Genomic DNA, 21248 nt, shown 5'->3' with positions numbered 1-21248 from the left:
GGACCGGCGCGCTATTTCGAGTTCCGTAAAATCTCGCGCAGGGCGACCGGGTTGGTGAAGAGATATCTCCGGGTCAGCCGGCGCGGCTCCAGCATAATCCGATAAAGCCATTCCAGGCCGCATTTCTGCATCCACTGCGGCGCCCGGCTGTTCTTCCCCGACAGAAAATCAAACAGGCCGCCGCTGGTCTTGATCACTCCGACGCCACGCAGGTTCTCAAGATTTCGAACTACGAAATCCTGCTCGCGCGGCACACCAAGACCCACCCACAGGATGTCCGGCTTCAAACGACTGATTTCCTCGACAACGGCCTTTTCTTCCTCCGGCGAGAAATAACCATTGCCCCGTCCGGCAAACTTCAGGTCCGGGTAAAGCGCCTGCATCCGCTCGACGGCCAGCTTGTTGACCTCCTCATGCGCCCCGAGAAAATAGAAGCTGACACCGGCTCGTTCGGCTGCGCCGGCAGTCGCGTGGACAAGATCCGTCGTGGCCACGCGCTCGCGCAAGGCGTTTCTGGCGACATGACGCGACAACAGCACCATTGGCATGCCATCGGCATGGATCTGGTCCGCGCTCAGCAGAAGCTTTCTGAAGTCCGGATCCTTCGCCGCCATGGCAATGACCTGACCGTTCGCCGAAGTGGAATAGTAGGGAAGGCGGTTCCCGGTCCTCGCAGCGAGTGCAATCTCGACAAATTGCTCAGCCGTTTCCCGCATCCCGATATTCGCAATGGGAAGTCCGCCAAGCACCGTCGTCGCCTGGGCGCGCGTTGAACCGGATTGCCGCCAGTGTTTGGCTTCGGGGAGGATCATTCAGTTCCAGAACTTTTTTAGCGAGATGACTCGGCAGACAAGAGCGATACCACACCTGTAGTTAAGCACGGGTTAGGGGCTGAGTGGAAATCCTCGAGGCTCCGCAGTTTTCCGGTTCCAGCAGCATTCGCCATGATTTAACCGAAATGATGAAGTCACATCTGGACTGTACTTCGGATTGCAGCCGTGCGGCATTTTGCGTCCGTGGGAACAAGCTCCGGCAGTCTGTCGTCGAAAGGGCCCGCGGCAAGGTTCCAGGACCCTCTCACAGTGCCCCCATTAGGCAGTTGCTAACCATGTTCTGTTATTTTTCCGGAATGAACAGGGTTGGCGTTGCATTAAATTCGCACTGGAAGCGGGTCGGTTAAGTGTCGCAAAGAACACCTACATTTCGGGACATTCTGGATATTCTGGCCGAGTTTCGGCGCAGGATAGGTATCGTGCTCCTCTGCGCGATTGCGGGCGCGGTTGCAGCGGCTGCCATCTCCATCAGCCTGAAGCCGATTTACCGGGCGACGACCCAGGTCCTCATCGATCCGTCTGTGCGTCAGCCCTTCGAGGACCGGAGCGCACCGACACGTTATCTGGAAGACACCTTTGTCGTCGATAGCCAGGTGACCGTGCTGCAGTCCTCCTCCGTTCTCAGGAATGTCGTCACTCACCTCAATTTGACGGAAGATCCGGAATTCGGCGACCAGCCGGCCAGTCAGGGAATTCTGACTTCGCTTTTCGGCGGGTCCGGGAAAGGCTCTCCGGAGACCCAGGAGGCATCCGCGAACAGTTCCGTGGAAGCGCTCCGCGATGCCATGTCGGTCGACCGCGAGGGCCTCACCTTCGTCATCAACGTTTCGGTCGATGCGGGATCGCCGATACAGGCCGCGATCCTGTCCAACGCCATTGTCGAAACCTATATCACCGACCAGGCGGGTCAGGTGTCCAATGTCGGCCGCACGGTCGAGGAGAAGGTCGGGGACAGGCTCAAGATTTTGAGAGGTCAGCTTCGCGAGGCCGAAGCCAGGGTCGAGGCCTTCAAGGCCAAAAACAATCTGCAATCGACCGACCAGAACGGGTTGTTGACCGATCAGGAGCTGGCGGAACTGAATACCCAGCTCACTGAGCAGAAGGCCGCGCTTGCCGCCGCCGAGGCAAAGGCCTCTGAAATTCGGCGGATGATCGACTCGGGCGCGGATCTCGATGCGCTCACCGATGTGACCGCGTCCACGACGATTGCCAATCTGCGCCAGCAATATGCGACCGTCGCCCGCGCCGAGGCAAACCTTTCCGCCGAACTGCTGCCGTCTCATCCGGACCTGATCAGGGCCCGTGCCCAGACGCGGGAAATCCGCGGACAGATCGAAAGCGAAATACGCCGGATCGCCAGTACCGCGCAACTTGAAGCGGATGTTCTGCGCGATCGCGTCGCCAAGCTTGAAATCCAACTCGATACGGTGCGCTCGAGGTCGAATCTCGACCAGCAATCGCGCATCGAATTGCAGGAACTGCAGATCGACGCGGACACCAACAAGACGCTTTATGAAAATCTGCTGAGCCGGACGAAGGAAATCACCGAGATCGATCAGATCAGCATTCCGAACGCGCGGATCATCTCGCCGGCGATTCCGCCGTCGTCTCCTGTCTGGCCGAAAAAGAAACTGCTTGTGCTGCTGGGGCTTTTTCTCGGCGGCATGATCGGCACTCTGCTGGCGATTGGCCGCTCGGCGTTCTCCCTTTGCATGCGCTATCTTCTATATCCACGATCCGATGTCGCCTACGCATCGGCAGGCGATCTTGCCACACCCGCCGTGCCGGAAATTCCGGCTCCGAGATCACCTCAACTCGCCCCGCAAGCGCCCCCGGCCGCGCTGGCGGTGTCTTATCTGCCCCGGCCGCCCTCCCAGGGGCGCCTGGAGGACATGGACACGGAAGATCTGCTGACGTCGCTTTGGGACTTCAAGAGCGGGGCGACCGACCGCGAAATGCGCCCTTACTGGAAATCCGTCTTCACCATTCTCAAAAAGCTCCAGTCCGACCGCGTCGACGGTTTCGCAAGCACCGTGATCGTGACCAGCACCGACGGCGGGCACAGCATGGCGGCCCTGTCGGTTGTTTTCGCGGCGGCCAGCCTGAAGAATTTCCGGGTTCTGCTTGTCGACAACAATGCGGCGGCCGAGCGGCTTTCGCCGAAAATGCTGGACCGGCCGCACCCGGCGACGGATCTCAATGACGCCGTCAAACTGGCAAATCTCGACATCGATTTCCTGAGCCTGACGCATGGCCGCAGAAAATACCAGCAAGACACGAAAGACAGCTACCAGGTCCTGAACGGGTCTGGTCTGGATCCCGAATTCGACCTCATTGTGATTTCGGAATCTCCCATGGCATCGCCACAGGTCGAAGCCGTACTGCGGGATGCAGCGGATCATGTGATCGTGTCCGTTGAACGGTCAGCCGCTCTCAGCGCTTAGGTGACTGTAACTTTTCCATTGCGGTTCAACGCGGAAACGAAGCCGATGGGCCGGGCCGGGCTCTCCGTTCGCGGATCTGGCCGCAGTTCAATCCGGCGCTTCTTTCCCGGGGCCAGATGAAACCAGTTGTCCGAAGGCCGGAAAGGATCGACGTGGATATTCACCGACCGGAGCATCCGGTCGGTTTCCAGATCCAGCCACCAGGCGCCATCCTCGCTCTGCCGGAGATTGGTATCGAGTGTCGCGGAACACGCCGCCAAATCCGGACCAAGCGGAAACTGAAAAGCCTCCACCAGACTTTCCCCGCTCTCCCTGCAAAGAAGCCGCACCACCGTGACATCATGCGAGGGCGGACCGAACCTGTAGGCATAGGTCACGTCGAAAAAGGCTCCGGTCAGTTCAACGGCGTTGAGGGTCCGGGCGCTGTGCGGAGCAAGGGTCAGATCCTTTCGCCCTGAAACCACCGGCACCCGGCCGTCCTTCAGGCAGTCGAGCGTGAGCGTGACCGTCTTTTCCTCTGGCCGGTCATTGATGACATGAATGGCAAGGCCGCCGGTGCCTTCATCGGTCACCGAGACCTGGAGAGGACGAAAGGCCCGCTTCAGGGCGTAGAAAGCCGGCTTCGGTCTGCCGGCGGCGTCGATCACACCCCATCCCGCTCCCATGGCGAGATCCTGAAAGGTCCAGACCAGGGCTCCCCGGCAGGACGAGCCCTCGCGGCGCCATTCGGCAAAGGTCTGTTCCATGATCTCGCCGGTCACCGCGCGGCCAAGATCCAGATAGCGGTCCGGATCGCCGTAGCGCAGGGCGGTGGGATCGATCCCATAGAGCGTTTTCAGGTAGTGGTCGCGGACATCCTCGAAGTCCCAGCCCGCGCCACGGTCGCGCGGCACGCGCGCCTTCCAGCGCGGATCGTGGCCGGGCCTGATGCCGGGCAGGCCTTCGTCGAGGCCGCGCTGTTCGGGGATGTTGGAAAAGGCCAGGCATTCGCCGGCAAAGCGGACATTGGCGCGGCGGGCGTCCTCCAGCGGGCGCAGATAGGCGCCGACACCGTAGTAGTGGGCAATGCCCTCCCCCGGTGAGAACGGCAGCACACCGCCGGACGGCGAATTCGGCACATAGGGCACGTCGGGGCGGAGGCTGCCCGCCAGGTCCGGCAGGATTTCCTCGCAAAGCGGACCCTTCCAGCGATCTTCCGGCAGGCCCATCATGGCGCCCTGCTGATAGATCTCGCTGCCACCGCACAGAACGGCCAGCGACGGACAGCCCTGCGTTTCCGCAAGCTGGTCGCGGATTTCTGCGTGGATTTCGTGGACGAACTCCTCGTCCTTGACCGGGTAGTCGTAGTTGGCGAACTGGAAATCCTGCCAGACCAGCAGACCGAGTTCGTCGCAAATCTCGAAAAACGCCCTGGTCTCGTAGAGCATGGTGCCGCCGATGCGCAGCATGTTCATGCCCGCGTCGCGGGCCGCCTCAAGAAGTGACCGGTAGGTTTGCGCATCGCCAGACAGGTTGAGAAGGTCGGCACTGGTCCACACGGCGCCTCGGCAGAAGACGGACACGCCGTTGACCTTGAGCCCGAAGCCCTGGCCGTCCGCACCGTGATCCACTTCCATGCGGCGGAAGCCGGTTTTGCCGAGAGAAAACTGCCGCTCTCCCGCCTTGACCGTGACGTCATGGAGCGCGGGATCGCCGTGGGTATGCGGCATCCATGGCGTGACATCGACCGGTCTCAGCACCGCCGTCCAGGTGCCGTCCTCCTGCCGGGTCATTTCGGCGGTCGTTCCCGCGCAGGACAGCTCAGGCGTGCCGCCGGCGTTTTCCAGCTTCAGCGAAACCGTGAGGGTCGCGCTGCCGTCGGGAGCAAGATCGGCAAGGATGTGCGTGTCGGTGATCCGGGGCGTATCGGCCGGTTCAAGCCGGATCGGCCGGTAGGGACCAACGGCATGAATGTCCGGACACCAGCCAGGCATATGACCCAGAAGGGTCGTGCGGATCAGGCGCAAGCCCTGCGAGGTTGCCAGTTGCGGCTTCCAGCGGGCACGCGGTCCCCTGACGTTCAGATGCGGCTCCAGCGCCCGGAAGCAGATTTCCATCCTGTTGCTCGCGGAGAGCTCGGCCTCGGCTTCGTATTTGCGGAACATATTGCGGCTGTCCAGAATACGCTTGCCGTTCAGCCAGACCTCGGCAATCGTCGCAAGCCCGCCGAAAGACAAGCGGTACCGGCCCGGATCAGTGTCGAATTCCGTCCGATACCAGACGTCCTTGTCATGAAGCGGTTGCGGATTTTCGGGGTCGTATAGACCGGCAGTGGCAAGGGCACCCGCTGCTGTTCCGGGAACCTTCGCCGGGACACCGTCGAGACGCCTGTCCCCGGCGTCCGCAGAGCCGGGTGCGCATAACGCGATGGTCCAATGCGCTCCGTTGAAATCAGCCATTCAGGCACCGGCTGCGCTGACCACGGGCGCAAAGCCTGCCTCGCCGTCACCATAGTGCCGGTCAAGATGCAGTATCAGGTTGTCCCAGGCGGTCACCGCCGGAAGCAAACTTTCGTCAAGCCCCTGAAACTTCTTGCGCATCACCGCCCGGGCGAGCTTGAACTGAACCATCTTGCAAGTGGACGAAATCGTCTTCGCCTCGGCAACAGCCTCCTCGAACCCGGTTCGTCCCTGAGCGGCCAGCCATTGCAGATAAGAGGAGAACAGTTCGAAATTCGCACCGAGCTGGCGCAGCGTATTGAAGGCGTAGAGATGGAAGAAATCGAAATCGCGCTCGCTCACCCGTTCCACCTGCTCCGGGAACACACGGGCAAAGCTTGCGACCGGGTTTTCGGCGGGACGGCGTTTCAGATGATGGCGGAGGAGGTCTTCGGAAACCGACAGGATTTGCTCCCGCGACGGCACTTTTTCAGGAAACTTCACAAACTCGGTATAGGGCCGGAAAGCAACGGGTTTTTCGTGCGCGCCACGCTGGAACACGCCGTCGAAGTCATCGCCCTCAAGACGGTGCAGGCCGAGGCCGTGGAAATACTCCAACGTCCGGTTTTCGAAATCCATCCGGTTGATGGCGATGGTCGTCTTGCCGTGAAGCTCGTGATAGCCGACGCCCTGCGTGTCGGGCAGGAAGTAGCTGTCCACCTCCACCAGGGAGAGGCGGCCGCGTTCGAGCTGGTGGAAAATGTGGTTTTCGACCCGGTCGTAGATTGCCAGCTCCGTGACCTTCAGGCCGTAGAGCGCTTCCAGATCCTCAAGCGGCACCTTGAAGAAGGTGAACTGGTCGCCCTCGAAATCCTGCGTGAGCGAATAGGCCAGACAGGCCTCCGGCGGCAGGCCAAGGGACGGCAGCACCTCGATCCAGGCATCGAGATAGCAATTGGTTTCCGGCCAGTCCCGCTCCAGCGCGTGCAGCGGGCTGCGTATATAGCCGGCCGCACTCAAGGCTTCAAAGACAACGGCTTCTGTCATGGGGTGCTCGATCCTCTCACCCCCAAAGGGCCGATCTGACGCCTTCGGGCCAGCGGGCGGTGTCGAAGCCGTGATGCCGGAACAGGGCAAGGGCAAGCCGCTCGAGGCCGAAGCCGACGCAGGCGGTGTGCGCCGGCGCCCCGTCCGCCTGGCGGATGTCCCAGACCTTGCCGAAATTGTCCATGTGATAGTTGAAGCTCATGCAGGCCGTCGGATTTTCCTCCGAGGTGATCGGCACCAGCATTTCGAACTTCAGTTCCTGTTCGCGCTGGCCGGAGGCCATGATCTTGCCGGCGCGTCCGAAGAAGGGATCGTTGGCGACGTCGACGTGATGCGGCAGTTCCAGCCGCTTCATCATGTCCTCGCCGCGCTTCTTCCAGGTTTCCCGGAAAGCCATCGTCTGCTCGGCAGATCCGGCGCGCACATATTCCCGCATCCGGAACATCTGCATCCGTGCCGGATCCCGCGAGGGCTCATGACGGAAACAGTAGGACTGAAGGGCGACATAGGCCCCGTCTTCGCCCAGGGGGCCACGCCGGGAGAGGATCGGATACAGCGGATAGCAGGCGGCAGGCGTGAGCGCGACCTGGGTCGGCTTTTGATGCTTCGACCAGTCGTCACCCGCGGCGATGCATTGCAGCAGGCCCATATGGTCGTGATCGTTGCCGCAGAATGCGTGAACCGTGCCGGCAAGCTGCGGGAAACTCTTCATGTAGCCGCTGGTCTCGAAGTTCTGCATGGTCATGCCCGGCGGGAAGACCATGGCTTCGGAAATTTCGTCCTTGCCGTAGGAAAGAGCAAAGGTTTCGAACCTCGAAATCACCTCCTCGAATTCACCGCTGCGGGCGTAAAGGCCGTCGACACCGCTATCGTACAGCACGCCTTCGGAGAAGAGCTGATCCAGAAAAGAGACTTGCACGTCCATCATTTACCCCAAAAGGCTGGTGTCTTGTTTGTTGACCAGCAGCATCGTCGACGTGTTGCCCAGGATCCGGTCGTTGGAAATCATCAGCTGAGCGGAATGGGCATCGCGCAGATGCCGGCCGAGGCTGAACGGTGTGCCGTTCTTGTAGCCGGCGATCCCGCAGATCAGCATGCAATGATTGATGATTGTCAGGATGGTCTGCGACGTGCCGATCTTCACATTGTTCATGGCGACGGAAAAGCTCATGGCATTCAGGGCATCGCCGTCGCCCTTGCAATCCGCGAACTGCTTGAGGCCGGCAACCACATTGGCCTTGACCAGTTGCAGCAGGCTTGAGGCTTCCGCCAGACGAAGGGCGCCGGGCGGCATCTGGCCGGGAGATTTCCGGGCAGCCGCCTTCACGAAGCTCTGGGCGCGCGCCACCGCGTCGGCGGCAATTCCGTACCAGAGCGCGCCCCACAGAAGATGGGACACCGCCAGCATGGACTGGGCGGCGATTTCCGCGAAAGGACGCGGCAGGATCTGGCCGGCCGGGGCTTCAGCCTTGAAGACAAACCCTTCCGAGCAGGTACCGCGCATGCCGAGCGTATCCCAGACGCTTGTCCGCTCCAGCGTGTACTGGTCCTTCAGGAAAACCGTCGCGACCTGGTCCGAATGGGCCGCGTCCGGGTGACGGCGGGAGGTGACCATGATGGCGTCCGCCTCCGCGCCGTAGGAAATCACGGTCGCGTCCTTGGTCAGCCGCGCGGTCTCCCCGTCAACCTCGATGGCGCACAGGGAATTGCGGAGATTGCCGCCGATGCCCGCCTCGCTGGTCGCGGATGCGATCAGGAGCTGCTCGTCGCAGATCCGTTTCTGAAAGGCCTCGTGCCAGGCACTGCCGATCGCATAGTCAGAAAGACTGGCAACCTGAATCTGGTGCATGGCATAGGTCATGGCGGTCGATGCGCAGGCCTGGCCCAGGATCGCGCATACATCGGCGATCTCGGTCATGGTCGCCCCTTCGCCGCCGAGTTCCGGACGGATCAGGACGCCCATCAGGCGTTCCGTCTTGAGCGCCTCCATGCCCTCGGACGGGAAGCGTCCTCCGACATCCACCTTATCGGCAAATTCAGCGGCGATCCCGGCAGCCCGCTTGGCGCGCTCGGTCAGACCCATGGCGGTAATCCTGCTGGCGGCGGTCATGGATCAGGCTGCCTGGTCTTCGCGAATTTCAGCCAGCGCGGCCGCAATCGCCTCCACGGACGAAAAGGACTTGCGGTTCAGCAGATGCTCGGGAAACTCGATATCGAATTCCTCTTCCAGAGCCAGCATCACCTGAACCGATGCGAAGGAAGACAGGCCGGCATCATAAAGATCCGCACCGTCATCGATGCTTTCAATCGCCACAGGCAGGTTGCCGTGTTTCGCCAAGAGGGTCCGAATAGCCTGTTTCATGTTAATCCTTGCCACTTCTGCCGGTTCACCGTGAACCGGTGACTGTGTTCCGAAGAACTATTTTTCGCAAAAAAAGAATAAACTGTACTTAAGGGGCATGGTAAAAAATTACAAATCAACTTTGGTTAAATTTTATTAAGTAAATAAAGTGTAAACATCCATGACCACACGCTGGAAGTCGCCTTTAATTCCAGCGCATCAGGACAAGTATCTATTGGCTTGTGTTTTCAGGTGCCTTTGCGGCACTCAAACCATGCGACTCAACACGCCGTCCCGGCGGATGATACCGTGATAGAGCGCGGCGGCGATGTGCATCAGGACAGCGGCCGTGAAGAGCAGGCCCAGAACTTCATGGACCGCGAAAAGCTGTTCCGAGAGAGCGCGGTCCTTCGCAACGATGGCAGGCATGGTGAACACGCCGAAGACCGATATCGAGGCGCCATAGGCGGATGTCGCCACCCATCCGATGAACGGATTGAGGAGCAGGAAGAGATACAAAAAGACGTGGGTCGCCTTGGCCGCCAACTGCTGCACAGGGGGAATATCGGCCGGAAGAGGCGCCGGGGGATGGGTGAGCCGGTAAGCGAGCCGGATGACCGTCAGGATCATCAGAACCACGCCGACGGAGCGATGGAAATCGAAGAGCTGGTTCTGCAGCGGGCCGCCGCCGATCCGGATCATGATCAGCCCGGCCGGCACCATCGACAGCACCAGCAGCGCCGTCAGCCAGTGGATGGAACGCGCGATCAGGCTGTAACGCTCATTCACCTCGGCCATGCCGGTCTCTCCCCCTGTAAGTCTTGCCATACTAAATCAATGTGCTTTCACATGGAAACATCATGAAAGCGGAAAAGTTGACCGGCCTCGGTCAAAGGGCGGATGAAGGCAAGGCCGCGAAATCGATGTGGCCGACTTCCACGTGAAGCTCTCCCGAGCGGATTTTCCCCTGGCGATCGCCCCACCAGGCGTCCAGAGAGCTTTCTTCCAGCCCGATTTCCTGACCGACCCGACCCCAGCCCCGCAGAAATTCCAGCAGAAATTCCGGGGAAGAGGGTCCTCCCCGCCAGTCGGACGGTCCGCGAACCACCCTGTATCCCCGGTCTTCAAAAAGGCCGGTGGCCCTGACCGCGGCGTCCGGCCCGAGTGCCGGACCGAAGCCCTTGTCGGATTTCTGATGCGCGTTCAAGGCCGCGCCCAGGGTCGCGTCAAAGGGATGGGACGGCTCGAACGCCGTGCGTCCGTCGTATGTCAGGCTGGCGAGAAACGGTTTTCCGGCCCGGACAATCACGTCCGTGAGACGCAGCAGGAATTCCTCGGAGACGAGATCCAGAAAAGCCGATGTGGTGACGGCGTCCACATCCGCGAGCGGCAGATCCTCCAGATCACCGGCAAGATCGACCTGCCGTGTTTCCAGCCTGCCTGTCGCCTCGTTGCGCCAGCGCTCTGCGGCTATCTCGAGCAGGGCCGGATCATGGTCGGTGAGCAGCCAGTTCACCGGCTGGCTAAACTTTGCGTGCATGGCGGCGATTGTCGATCCGGCGCCGCTCGCCAGATCCAGGATACGCAGCGGTCTTTCGGGCAACCGCCCCAGAAACGCCTCTTCGACTTCGGCGTTTCTCGCCACAAGGTCGAGCGGCTCGCGCAAGGCCAGCCATTCAGATGAAAATCCGCTCATTGCGGAACCTCCTGCAAGATTTGCGCGAATTGCCCGGCGGCATCCTGCCAGCCGGGAAGCGCTTCGGCGGCAATCCGGGCAGCGGCCGCCATTTGCGAGCGTGTCGCGGCATCGGTGATCAGCAGTTCAAGCGCCTCGCGCAGCGCGCCGACGTCTTCAACACCGCAATAGAGCGACGCCCCTTGAGGCAAGGTGTCCCGCACGGCGCCGTCGCCGCTGCCGATAACGGGCAGACCATGGGCCAAGGCTTCCGTATAGGCCATGCCATACCCCTCGTAGCGGCTGGCGAGCACGAAGATATCCGCATCGCGGTAAAACCCGGTCAGATCCTCCGGCGAGGCGGCGCCGCGAAACGTGATCCGCCCGGCAAGGTTCAGATCGCCTACCTGCTGAAGCAGTGTACGATAACACTCCGGATCGGCATCCAGTCCTCCGACAATCTCCAGATGCCAGTTCAGGTCCGGCATTGCGGAAAGGGCCTGAAACAGCAGGTCGTAGCCTTTTCTCGGCACGATTGTTCCAACAGCCAGCAGCCTGACCACATTCGACTTTTCACGCGGAAGGGCTTCGGGACGGTCGGTGCCGGGAAGAACAACGGATATCCGGTTCGCCGGATATTCGAACAGATCGGCCACCTGCCGGGCGGTCGCGGGACTGGTGACGATCACATGCCGGGCGAAGGCGAGCGCCTTGTGCTCACTTTCCCGCATGGCCTCGGCCTGCCCATCCGTCAGACCGTTTTCCAGACAGAGCGGATGGTGCACGAGAGCGATCAGGGACAATTCATGCCCAAGCGCCGCTGCGGCCCCGGCCATCGTGCCGAAGGCCAGCCCGTCGATCACCACGAGAGCGCCTAGAGGCAGCGCGGCGAGCTGCTTTTCCGCCGTGGCCAGGGTTTGTGCCGATGGATGGGGAAACCCCTCGCCAAGAGGCACAAGCTCCACCTGCCAGCCGAGATCGCGCAACCCGGCAATGATCCGCCGGTCGTAGCCATAACCGCCGGTCGGCGTCTCCAGGTTTCCCGGAAAGGCGAAGAAGAGCTGTTTCATGCCGGGGTCAGATCGCGGCTTCATACCAGGCGCGGGCGACGTGGGATTCTGAAATCGTCACCCGGATGGCGCCGAGTTCGCTGCCCGGCCGGCCGAGCCGGTTGTCCCGCGCGGCTTTCGCCAGGTGATCGTGGATGTGCCTGGTGAGGAACTCCGTCGTGGTGTTGATACCGGCGAACGCGGGCACCTCGTCGAGGTTCTTGTAGTTGAGCGGCTGCAGCACTTCTTTCAGGGCGTCATGTGCCCGGCCGATGTCGATGACAACGCCGTTTGCGTCCAACGTTTCGGCCAGAAAGGCCGCGTCGATGACGAATGTCGCGCCATGAAGCGCCTGGGCGGGGCCGAAAAGCTCGCCCTTGAAGGAGTGGGCGATCATCACGTGGTCGCGGACTTCAACAGCATACATGTCTCTAGGATCCTGAAATTTCGAAGGGGTGGATGAGGTGAGAATGGATCAGCCCGGGCCACTGTCATAGACGACCAGCGCCGTCAGCACATCCGAAGCCTTGTTCAACAATTCGGGAAGCTGCGCGGGAAGCTCCGGAAAGTCCACCCGGTGGCTGATCAACCGGTCCAGAGCCGGGTCCTGCAAAAGGGACAATGCGGTTTCCAGCCGGCGCCGGAATGTCCAGCGGGCCTGCCGCTCCACCGGGATGGTGCCCACCTGACTGGAGACCAGCTTCAGGCGGCGGCAATGGAAATCCGCGCCGAGCGGCGCCAGCACGTCGCGGGATCCGTACCAGCTCATTTCGACAACCGATGTCCCATCGCCGGCGCAGGCCAGCGCCGTGGCAAGGCCGGCCGAGCTGGCGCTGGTGTGGAAGACGAGATCCTGATCGCGCGGCGCGTGTTCGGGAAGCGCGAAATTCAGGCCCAGATCCGTGGCCGTTTCTTCCCTTGCGGCATTCGTGTCGACCAGCGTCACCCGCGATCCGGGGAGCCTGCTTGCCAGATAGGCGGTCAACAATCCGACAACTCCGCCGCCAACCACGCAGATGTGATCCCCAGGTGATGGTTTTCCGTCCCATAAAGCGTTGATCGCGGTTTCCATATTGGCCGCCAGAACGGCTCTTTCGGCCGGTATACCGGCCGGTACGGGCACGCAGGCACTGGATGGGAGAACAAAGACGCTTTGATGCGGATAGAGCGAAAATACGATGCGGCCGGCAAGGTCAGGATCACCCTCCAGCACCCTGCCCACATTGGCGTAGCCGTATTTGACCGGGTAGGGAAAGTCTCCGGCCTGAAAGGGAGCCCGCATCCGTTGCCATTCGCTTTCGGGAACTTCTCCGCGGAAGACCAGGCCCTCGGTGCCCCGGCTGATTCCGCTGAAGAGGGTCTGCACCAGAACCTCGCCGGCCCGCGGAGCTCCGCACGGCACGACATCGATTGCGCATTGCGCCGGACCGGTATACCAGAGCGCCTGCGAGAGGGGTGTGTCGCCCGTCACCACCATATCCCCGCTCTACCTTTACCGTTCCTGCTCATCCACACCGCCTCTGTCAATTTAAGGACATTTTGACATGCGCACTATCGCGATGATCGCCCTGATTGGAAGTCAAAAAAATGTTTCGGGTCTTTGACATGTCTATTTCGGATAAAGCAGCTGCCCGCATGACCGTCAGACGAGGGATCTTCTCCACTCTCGTCGTCGCCGGGTTCATTGGCCTCACCGCCCTGATGGCGGTCACGCTTTCGCCCGGCGGTTATTCGGCGCTCGACCTTTTCATCCTGTTCTGTTTCATGGTGACACTGCCATGGACAATCATCGGGTTCTGGAATGCGGTCATCGGGCTTGTGGTGATGCGGTTTGCCCGGAACCCGGTCGAGACGGTTTGTCCGATCAACCCGGGCGAGGGTCCGCTCACCAGTTCGACCGCGCTTTTGTCCTGCGTCCGCGACGAGGACGTCGCCAGCCTTGAAACCAGCCTCAGCGCCATGATGTCGCATCTGGTCCGGGCGGGTCAGGCGGAACAGTTCAGCCTTTATGTGCTCAGCGACACGTCGATGGACGATATCGCCCTGCGGGAACAGCAGATGGCGGCCCGCCTTGGCGAGAGGTTCCGGGGCCAGATGGAGGTTCATTACCGGCGGCGCGCCAAAAACACCGGTTACAAGGCCGGAAACATCGAAGACTTCTGCCGTCGCTGGGGCGACAGGCATGATTTCGCGCTGGTGCTCGATGCCGACAGCTACATGTCGGCGGAGGCGATCACCGGCCTCGTCAGGCGCATGGAAGCCAATCCCAAGGTCGGCATTCTGCAGAGCCTCGTGGTCGGATTGCCGACCGAGAGCGCCTTTGCCCGTGTCTTCCAGTTCGGCATGCGGCTCGGCATGCGCTCCTATACGATGGGCAGTGCCTGGTGGCAGGGCGATTGCGGGCCCTACTGGGGCCACAACGCACTCCTGCGCCTGAAACCGTTCACCGAACATTGCAAACTGCCGGAACTGCCGGGAAAGGGACCGCTGGCCGGTTCGATCCTGTCCCACGATCAGGTGGAAGCGGTGCTGATGCGCCGCGCCGGATACGAAGTCCGTGTCCTGCCGCTGGAAACCGGCAGCTATGAGGTCAACCCGCCGCATCTGCTGGAATTTATCCGCCGCGACCTGCGCTGGTGCCAGGGCAACCTGCAATACCGGCGGCTGCTTGGCATGCCGGGACTGAAGGCGGTCAGCCGCGTGCAGCTCTTTCTGGCGATTTTGATGTTTCTGGGATCCCCCGCCTGGATCGGCTTCATGACAGCGGCGGCGGTGCTTGGGCTGGTGTCGGAGGAAACACCCTACCGCATGGACACCGGTGCGCTCCTGTTCTTCACCGTGCTGACAATGGTGTTCGCCGCCAAGCTGGCAACGGTCGCCGACGTTCTGGCGCGGGCGGATCTGCGCAAGGCGTTCGGCGGGCCGGTTCGCGTGCTCATCAGCGTTTTCGCGGAAATCCTCTATTCGGCCATGCTGGCGCCTGTCATGGCCGTCGCCCATACCCTGTTCATGGGCGGCCTCATCTTCGGCAAGACCATTGGCTGGGGTGCCCAGGCGCGGGGTGTTTCACGGTTGCCGGTTCTGCTCACCGCCCGCAAACTCTGGCCGCAGACCCTGTTCGGGCTCGCCGGGCTCGCCTGGATCGCCGGACAACCGATTGGCCTGGTCTGGCCGGTTATTCCAGTCGCCCTCGGCCCGCTCCTGGCGATTGGGATCGCGGTGACCACATCAACCCGGACACTCGGCATGCTCGCGCTGCGCTCCACGCTCTGGCGCATCCCCGAAGAAACCGCTCCGCCTGCCGAACTCGGCGACCTGCACCTTCCCGCGCTCGCCAGGAGCCATATTCCGGCAACCGGCTCGCAGGACCTCGTTCAGGTCGATGTCAACCCGGCGAAAGCCTGAAAATATCAAGAAGGCTGCCCAAAGCGTTTGCGTCGAATCCGGCCGGCTGAAAATTCAGGCGGCGTTGGACGATGCCAGGGGCTGGGTCAGAAGCGCGTAGATCTCGTCCGCGTCGGAGGAGCCGCGTATGCCCTGTGTCACGACAGAGTCCCTCAATTGCCGCGCGATCCTGGCAAGAGCCTTGAGATGATCGGCTCCGGCGCCTTCCGGCGCCAGCAGCAGAAAGATCAGATCCACCGGTTCGTCATCGAGGGAATCGAATTCGACCGGCTTCTTAAGCTTGGCGAACAGGCCGACAAGCTTGTCGAGACGGATGAGCTTGCCATGCGGGATGGCAATGCCGTTGCCGACACCGGTGGAGCCCAGACGCTCGCGCTGAAGGAGCGTGTCGAAAATTTCGCGTTCGGAAAGACCGGTCAGCTCCGCTGCCCTGGACGCGAGTTCCTGAATAGCCTGTTTTTTGCTTTTGGCCTTAAGGTCGGCAATAACCGCGTCTTTACCCAGAAGATCACTAAGATCCATTCGTTCGCCTACAAGTTTCAGAAGTCGGCTTCCATCAGGAAGCCGACCTCGTCCGCATCTTTATTCGGCAGCCACGCTGGCCACCAACGCCGGGTCAATCCAGCCTATGTTGCCATCCGGCCGGCGGTAAACAACATTGACACCGCCGTTTGCCGCATTTTTGAACATGACAACCGGTGCTTCGGTCATATCCAGCTCCATGACCGCCATGCCGACGGTCATTGTCTTGATTTTCGCAGAGGTCTCGGCAATGACAAGCGGATTGAAATCCACCGGCACTTCCTCATCCTCGTCCGGTGAGGCGAGCACATAAGAGGCCGCCTCGAGTGCCTCACGGCCGTTGCCGCTGTGGCTGTGATGGTCCTTCAGCTTGCGCTTGTAGCGCCGCAGCCTTTTCTCGATCTTCTCCGCAGCAAGATCGAAACTGTTGCGCGGGTCCTGGTCCTGCGCGGACACCTGCAGCAGTATCCCGGTGTCCAGATGCAGGTTGCACTCCGACTTGAAGCCGGCGCCCTCCCTGCTGAGCGTAACGTGGCCTGTATAGCCACCCGTGAAGTATTTCGACAGGGCATCTTCAATTCGGTCTGTGATGTGGACGCGCAGAGCGTCGCCGACATCAACATTCTTACCCGAAATCCGCAAAGCCATGGGGACCTCTTCTTTTTCTATTGACCGACAGGTCACCGGCAATGCCGCCGGTGCTGAAACGCGAAACGTTTCAAGCTTACAGAATGGACCAGTCAGCGCCGAAGCGCCATCCCCTGTTTAGGTCACGAGGGCGGTGCATAATTGCGTCAACGCGAAGAGTCAAACGTTTATGGAAAAGAAAAACCCCGCCCAAGAAACTAGGAACGAATTCAGTGTTTTCTTTCAGTGGACATCTTGAAGACAGGAGAGAAACCGCTTGGCCTGGTCCCGGTAATTCAGCGCCATAGGCCTTAAATCCGGGAGTTCTTCTCCCGCCGGCGCTGCACCGAAGACCCGATTTTCATTGCTTCGCGATATTTTGCTACCGTCCTGCGTGCGATGTCGATGCCGCTATCCCTCAGAATTTTGACAATTGTATCGTCTGACAGGATCGCCTTGGCGTCTTCGGCATCGATCATCTGCCTGATCCTGTGGCGCACGGCTTCCGCTGAATGCGCGTCGTCGCCGCCCACCGTCGCCGAAATGGCGGAGGAGAAGAAATATTTCAATTCGTAGATGCCGCGCGGCGTTGCCATGTACTTGTTGGAAGTCACCCGGCTGACCGTGGATTCATGCATGCTGATGGCTTCGGCGATGGTCTTGAGGTTCAGCGGACGCAGGTGCGCGATGCCGTAGGTCAGGAAGCCGTCCTGCTGCCGGACGATTTCCGACGAGACCTTCAAGATGGTCCGGGCCCGCTGATCCAGACTTTTCGCCAGCCAATTGGCCGTCTGCAGCGATTCAGTGAGATATTCCTTTTCCGTGTCGCTGCGTGCCGTCTTGATGACCTTCGCATAATAGGTCTGGTTGACAAGCACCCTGGGCAGGGTGTCGGAATTCAGTTCCACGGTCCAGCTGCCGTCATTGGCGGGCCGCACGAAGACATCGGGGACGACAGGTTGCACGAAAGACGAGCCGAACACGCTGCCGGGTTTCGGATCGAGCGCACGGATCTCCGCGATCATCTCCATCATATCCTCGTCATCCACACCGCAGGCTTTCCTCAGCGCGGCAAGGTCCCGTTTGGCAAGCAGCTCGATATTGTCTATCAGCGCTTCCATCGCAGGATCGAAACGGTTCTTGTCGATCAGCTGAAGCTTCAGGCATTCGGCCAGATTGCGGGCAAAGACACCGGCAGGCTCAAAGGTCTGAAGCACGCCCAGCACCCGTTCCAACCGGTCGATATCGACGCCGAGCTGTTCCGCCGTCTCATCGAGATCCAGATAGAGATAGCCGTTCTCGTCGAGGGAATTGACCAGATGGCCGCCGATCATCTTGTCGGCCGCGTCACTCAGGGCGAGATGCATCTGTTCTTCAAGCCAGGCGCCGAGCGATATTTCCTCGGCAACGAAGGCCTCGAGATTGTAGTCATCCGACGCGCTGCCGCTGGAGGCGTTCTTGTAGCTGTCGCCGCCCTTGAGAAGGGCCGGATCGGGCGAGGCGGGAACACCGGGTTCGTCGGGAAACACATTGCCGAGATCGGTGTCCATGCGTGAGGCGATGGCTTCCGAGCCGGTCTCCAGATCGCTTTGCAACCAGTCGCTCGAAACAGCTTCGTCGCCGGCGGCGGCAGCGCCGTCATCGCCTGCCGGCCCCTGATCAGACGAGCGTCCGGTGTCGCCGTCGTCCGCGGGACCGCCGGCATCGCTGCCCTGCACGTCCGTCTTTTCGAGAAGCGGATTACGCTCGAGCTCGGCTTCGACATAGTCGACAAGGTCGAGGTTGGACATTTGCAGAAGCTTGATCGCCTGCATCAATTGCGGCGTCATGATCAGCGACTGGCTCTGTCGCATCTCCAGCTTTGTCGAAATGGCCATTAATGTCCCGGGCGCCGTTTGAGTGAAAGGCGATTGGTCTGCTTTTTGCTTATCGCTTGTTTACAGACCTTATAGCCTAGGCGGCCACCTGTCATCAAAGCGTAAATCGTTCACCCAAATACAATCGCCGCACATCGGGGTTGGTGACGATTTCCTGCGGAAGGCCTTCGGTGAGAACCTCGCCGGACGCGATGATATAGGCCCGGTCGATCAGGCCCAGTGTCTCGCGCACATTATGGTCGGTGATCAGAACGCCGATACCCCGCTGCGTCAGGTGACGCACGAGCTGCTGAATATCGCCGACGGCAATCGGGTCGATTCCGGCAAAGGGTTCGTCGAGCAGCATGAAAGACGGGCGGCTCGCCAGCGCGCGGGCTATTTCAACACGGCGGCGCTCGCCCCCGGATAGCGAGATGCTCGGCGCCTTGCGCAGATGGGTTAGACCGAATTCGGCAAGGAGCGAATCAAGTTCCTCCCGGCGCTTCTGGCGGCTGGGTTCGATCACTTCCAGAACGGCACGGATGTTTTCCTCCACCGTCAGGCCGCGAAAGATCGACGCTTCCTGAGGCAGGTAGCCAATGCCGAGGCGGGCCCGCCGATACATGGGCATGCGGGTGATGTCGAAGCTATCCAGAAGGATCTTGCCCTGATCCGGGCGGATCAGCCCGGTGATCATGTAGAAGGTCGTCGTCTTGCCGGCGCCGTTCGGTCCCAGAAGGCCAACAGCTTCGCCGGGTTTCACGGACAGGCTTACATATTTCACGACCTGGCGGCGGCCGTAGGTCTTGCCGATGCCCTCGACGACCAGAGCCCGGGAAAGATCGTCCTTGCGCCCGGCCGGTTCCGGCGCGCTTGCCTGCGGCCCGTCATAATCCATGGAGGTTATCTTCACCGATGAGTCGTCCATCCAGTCCCTGCCGCAGGTTCACATAAGATCTGTGACAAGCGCTGTCGAGTCAGATCAGGGATTTGTGCCCGGGGCAACTCGCATTCATGCCAATGCGGGCTGTTTCCAGGCTCAATTGCTGTTTTCTACGCTGTTGGGTTGAATACGGACCTTCACCCTGCCGCCATTTTGGCCCGATCCGCTCCCCTGCCCGGCAGTCAGATTCGCCTGACCGGTCTTCAGGTTGACGGTAAGCTTGTTGCCGACCACCACATTCGGTCCCTGGCTGAGCACGACCTCGCGGCCGGTCATCACCATGAATTCCCGGTTCATGTCGAAGCTGGCTTCATCGCCCTTCGCCGTCTGGTCCTTGGAGGAAATAAACACGCCGCCGGCCGCCTCCAGGCGGGAGATCTTCTGCTGGATCGCACCCTCGGGCTGGTTTTCACCGTTGCCGGCGTTTTCATCCTTCCCGGCATAGAAGACCTTCAGACGCTCGGTTTTCAGTGTCGTCTCGCCCTGGATGACGACCACATCGCCGACAAAGGTCGCCGTGTTATTGCCGTCTTCCACGCGCAGTTCGCCGGCCTCGATCTCGATCGGCTCACCCTCATTCGACCCAAAACCCGCAAAGGCATCGGAAAAGGTTTGCGCCTGCGCCGAGCCGATAAACAGGACCGCCGCAGACGCTATCAATGCGCGTTTGAAAAATGTCATCGTTTACCGTCCTTCGAAACCGGGTTGATGGTCATCTTAATGCCATCGGAGAATCTGACGAGACCCTTGTTCTTGTCATAGGAAAGTCTGCCGCCAACAACATGCCCCTGATCCGACCGGATTGAAACCGGTTCCGACGTGGTCAATGCGCCAGTGCTCAAATCAATCTGCACGTCCTTCAGATCCACCTTGTAGCCTTCGCTCCAGTTGAGCTGGATACCTTCATAAAGGCGAAGGGTTTCGGACGCGTTGTTATAGGTTCCCTTGAGCGCAACGATTTCAGCGCTCTGGTCGGGACTCAGCACGATGTCCGCCCGGATCGTCTCCAGGTCGATGATGCGCGGATCGCTCAGGCGCTGAATGGCGCGCCGCGCGGTTACCCTGTAGGAGCGCTCGCCATCATGACCCGACAACTCCGGCTGATCCATGACCAGGCCTTCGCTGGTCAGCATCATGTTCGTCGTGCCGAAACCGCTCAGGATGTTGAACAGAATCACAAGGCCGGCCATGCCGGCGAAAATCAGGAAACCGACCAGCGGAAAAAGCCAGCGCAGGATACGGACCAGAAGACTGTGCCTGCGCGCGGCCCGCTGAGTCCGGCTCTGCAGGTGTCTGGGAGCCGCGCCTCCCGGATGTTCGCTGACAATGCTCAACAAGGTCTCCGAAAACCAAAAGGCTGAAAGGCCTGGGGCTCAGGACAGCCCGCGAAAATCAGGAATGGGCGAAGATGTCGGTTTCGTCCCATCCCTTCAGGTCGAGTTCCGCGCGAACGGGAAGAAAGTCGAAACACGCCTTGGCGATATGTTCCCGCCCTTCCCGGGCGAGCATGAATTCCAGTTTTTCCTTCAGCGCGTGCAGATACAGAACGTCAGACGCCGCATATGCGAGCTGCGCATCGGACAAGGTTTCCGCCGCCCAGTCGGAACTTTGCTGCTGCTTGGACAGTTCCACGCCGAGCAGTTCGCGCGAGATATCCTTCAATCCGTGCCGGTCTGTATAGGTGCGCACCAGTTTCGAAGCGATCTTCGTGCACCACACCGGCGATACGTCGATGTTCAGATAGTGCCGCAACATGGCAACATCAAACCGGGCGAAGTGAAAAATCTTCGGTTTTGCCGGATCGGTCATGAGCGCCGCCAGATTGGGCGCGTCTTTCTGGCCGCGGGCGATCTGCACCACATCGGCAGTGCCATCCCCCGGGGAAAGCTGCACGACGCACAGGCGATCGCGGTGCGGATTGAGGCCAAGGGTTTCGGAATCAACTGCCACCGCGCTTGCCGTTTCATAGGCCTTCAGGTCGGGAAGGTCGCCCTTGTGGTAGCGGATGGTCATGTAGCGTCGTCTCCTGTTTCCGGTCCGCGCCCAGCGCTGGAATAACCGAAGAATTTGATCGTCTGGTAGAACATGG

General features: G+C 60.7%; 20 protein-coding genes. 2 read left to right on the top strand and 18 right to left on the bottom strand.

Annotated features, from left to right (window positions below):
- Positions 1-11: 11 nt before the first annotated feature.
- On the bottom strand, positions 12-812 hold the full coding sequence (locus CLV41_RS03805; RefSeq protein WP_103220904.1) for a WecB/TagA/CpsF family glycosyltransferase: 801 nt from the start codon (positions 810-812) through the stop codon (positions 12-14).
- Positions 813-1180: 368 nt separating this feature from the next.
- Between CLV41_RS03805 and CLV41_RS03800 the strand changes: the two genes are divergently transcribed.
- Entirely contained in the window at positions 1181-3277 is a 2097-nt protein-coding gene (locus CLV41_RS03800) for a GumC family protein (protein ID WP_103220903.1), read from the top strand.
- Here CLV41_RS03800 and CLV41_RS03795 read toward each other — a convergent pair.
- The 10 genes from CLV41_RS03795 to CLV41_RS03750 form a co-directional block, all read right to left on the bottom strand.
- Positions 3274-5715 (bottom strand): glycoside hydrolase family 2 protein, encoded by a 2442-nt coding sequence (locus tag CLV41_RS03795; protein ID WP_103220902.1) that lies wholly within the window; start codon positions 5713-5715, stop codon positions 3274-3276. The genes CLV41_RS03800 and CLV41_RS03795 overlap by 4 nt on opposite strands.
- A complete protein-coding gene (locus tag CLV41_RS03790; RefSeq protein ID WP_103220901.1) occupies positions 5716-6741 on the bottom strand; it encodes a DUF1839 family protein in 1026 nt (341 codons plus the stop codon).
- A gap of 16 nt (positions 6742-6757) precedes the next feature.
- Positions 6758-7666 carry an amino acid--[acyl-carrier-protein] ligase gene (locus CLV41_RS03785; protein ID WP_103221521.1) on the bottom strand — a complete coding sequence of 303 codons (909 nt, stop codon included), beginning with the start codon at positions 7664-7666 and terminating at the stop codon, positions 6758-6760.
- Between the two features lie 3 nt (positions 7667-7669).
- A complete protein-coding gene (locus CLV41_RS03780) occupies positions 7670-8851 on the bottom strand; it encodes an acyl-CoA dehydrogenase family protein (protein ID WP_103220900.1) in 1182 nt (393 codons plus the stop codon).
- Between the two features lie 3 nt (positions 8852-8854).
- Entirely contained in the window at positions 8855-9103 is a 249-nt protein-coding gene (locus CLV41_RS03775) for an acyl carrier protein (RefSeq protein WP_103220899.1), read from the bottom strand.
- Positions 9104-9349: 246 nt separating this feature from the next.
- Entirely contained in the window at positions 9350-9880 is a 531-nt protein-coding gene (locus CLV41_RS03770; protein WP_103220898.1) for a cytochrome b, read from the bottom strand.
- A 91-nt stretch (positions 9881-9971) separates the two neighbouring features.
- Positions 9972-10778: a class I SAM-dependent methyltransferase gene (locus tag CLV41_RS03765; protein WP_103220897.1), complete on the bottom strand. Its 807-nt coding sequence runs from the start codon at positions 10776-10778 to the stop codon at positions 9972-9974.
- Positions 10775-11827, bottom strand: coding sequence for a glycosyltransferase family 4 protein (locus CLV41_RS03760; protein ID WP_103220896.1), 1053 nt, complete (start codon positions 11825-11827; stop codon positions 10775-10777). The genes CLV41_RS03765 and CLV41_RS03760 overlap by 4 nt, the downstream gene beginning before the upstream one ends.
- A 7-nt stretch (positions 11828-11834) precedes the next feature.
- Entirely contained in the window at positions 11835-12233 is a 399-nt protein-coding gene (locus tag CLV41_RS03755) for a 6-pyruvoyl trahydropterin synthase family protein (RefSeq protein WP_103220895.1), read from the bottom strand.
- A gap of 48 nt (positions 12234-12281) precedes the next feature.
- Positions 12282-13283, bottom strand: coding sequence for a zinc-dependent alcohol dehydrogenase (locus tag CLV41_RS03750; RefSeq protein WP_103220894.1), 1002 nt, complete (start codon positions 13281-13283; stop codon positions 12282-12284).
- A 158-nt stretch (positions 13284-13441) separates the two neighbouring features.
- Here CLV41_RS03750 and mdoH point away from each other — a divergent pair, with 158 nt between their 5' ends.
- Positions 13442-15211 (top strand): glucans biosynthesis glucosyltransferase MdoH, encoded by a 1770-nt coding sequence (gene mdoH, locus CLV41_RS03745; protein WP_208987255.1) that lies wholly within the window; start codon positions 13442-13444, stop codon positions 15209-15211.
- 54 nt (positions 15212-15265) lie between these two features.
- Here mdoH and ptsN read toward each other — a convergent pair whose 3' ends face one another.
- The 7 genes from ptsN to CLV41_RS03710 form a co-directional block, all read right to left on the bottom strand.
- A complete protein-coding gene (ptsN, locus tag CLV41_RS03740; RefSeq protein WP_103220892.1) occupies positions 15266-15733 on the bottom strand; it encodes a PTS IIA-like nitrogen regulatory protein PtsN in 468 nt (155 codons plus the stop codon).
- Positions 15734-15793: 60 nt separating this feature from the next.
- Positions 15794-16381: a ribosome hibernation-promoting factor, HPF/YfiA family gene (gene hpf / locus CLV41_RS03735; protein WP_103220891.1), complete on the bottom strand. Its 588-nt coding sequence runs from the start codon at positions 16379-16381 to the stop codon at positions 15794-15796.
- A gap of 290 nt (positions 16382-16671) precedes the next feature.
- Positions 16672-18237, bottom strand: coding sequence for an RNA polymerase factor sigma-54 (gene rpoN, locus CLV41_RS03730; RefSeq protein WP_103220890.1), 1566 nt, complete (start codon positions 18235-18237; stop codon positions 16672-16674).
- 94 nt (positions 18238-18331) lie between these two features.
- The gene (gene lptB / locus CLV41_RS03725; RefSeq protein ID WP_103220889.1) at positions 18332-19144 is read right to left on the bottom strand and encodes an LPS export ABC transporter ATP-binding protein; all 813 of its coding nucleotides are present in this window, start codon (positions 19142-19144) and stop codon (positions 18332-18334) included.
- 111 nt (positions 19145-19255) lie between these two features.
- On the bottom strand, positions 19256-19840 hold the full coding sequence (locus tag CLV41_RS03720; protein WP_103220888.1) for an LptA/OstA family protein: 585 nt from the start codon (positions 19838-19840) through the stop codon (positions 19256-19258).
- The gene (gene lptC / locus CLV41_RS03715; RefSeq protein ID WP_208987254.1) at positions 19837-20493 is read right to left on the bottom strand and encodes an LPS export ABC transporter periplasmic protein LptC; all 657 of its coding nucleotides are present in this window, start codon (positions 20491-20493) and stop codon (positions 19837-19839) included. Before lptC ends, CLV41_RS03720 begins: the two co-directional genes overlap by 4 nt.
- Before the next feature lie 58 nt (positions 20494-20551).
- Positions 20552-21172 (bottom strand): ribonuclease D, encoded by a 621-nt coding sequence (locus tag CLV41_RS03710; RefSeq protein ID WP_103220887.1) that lies wholly within the window; start codon positions 21170-21172, stop codon positions 20552-20554.
- Positions 21173-21248: the final 76 nt, after the last annotated feature.

This window comes from Roseibium marinum (genome assembly GCF_002906165.1).
Taxonomy (GTDB): domain Bacteria; phylum Pseudomonadota; class Alphaproteobacteria; order Rhizobiales; family Stappiaceae; genus Roseibium; species Roseibium marinum.
Note: the sequence above shows the minus strand (reverse complement) of the source record. Positions and strands in the feature narration are given on the sequence as shown.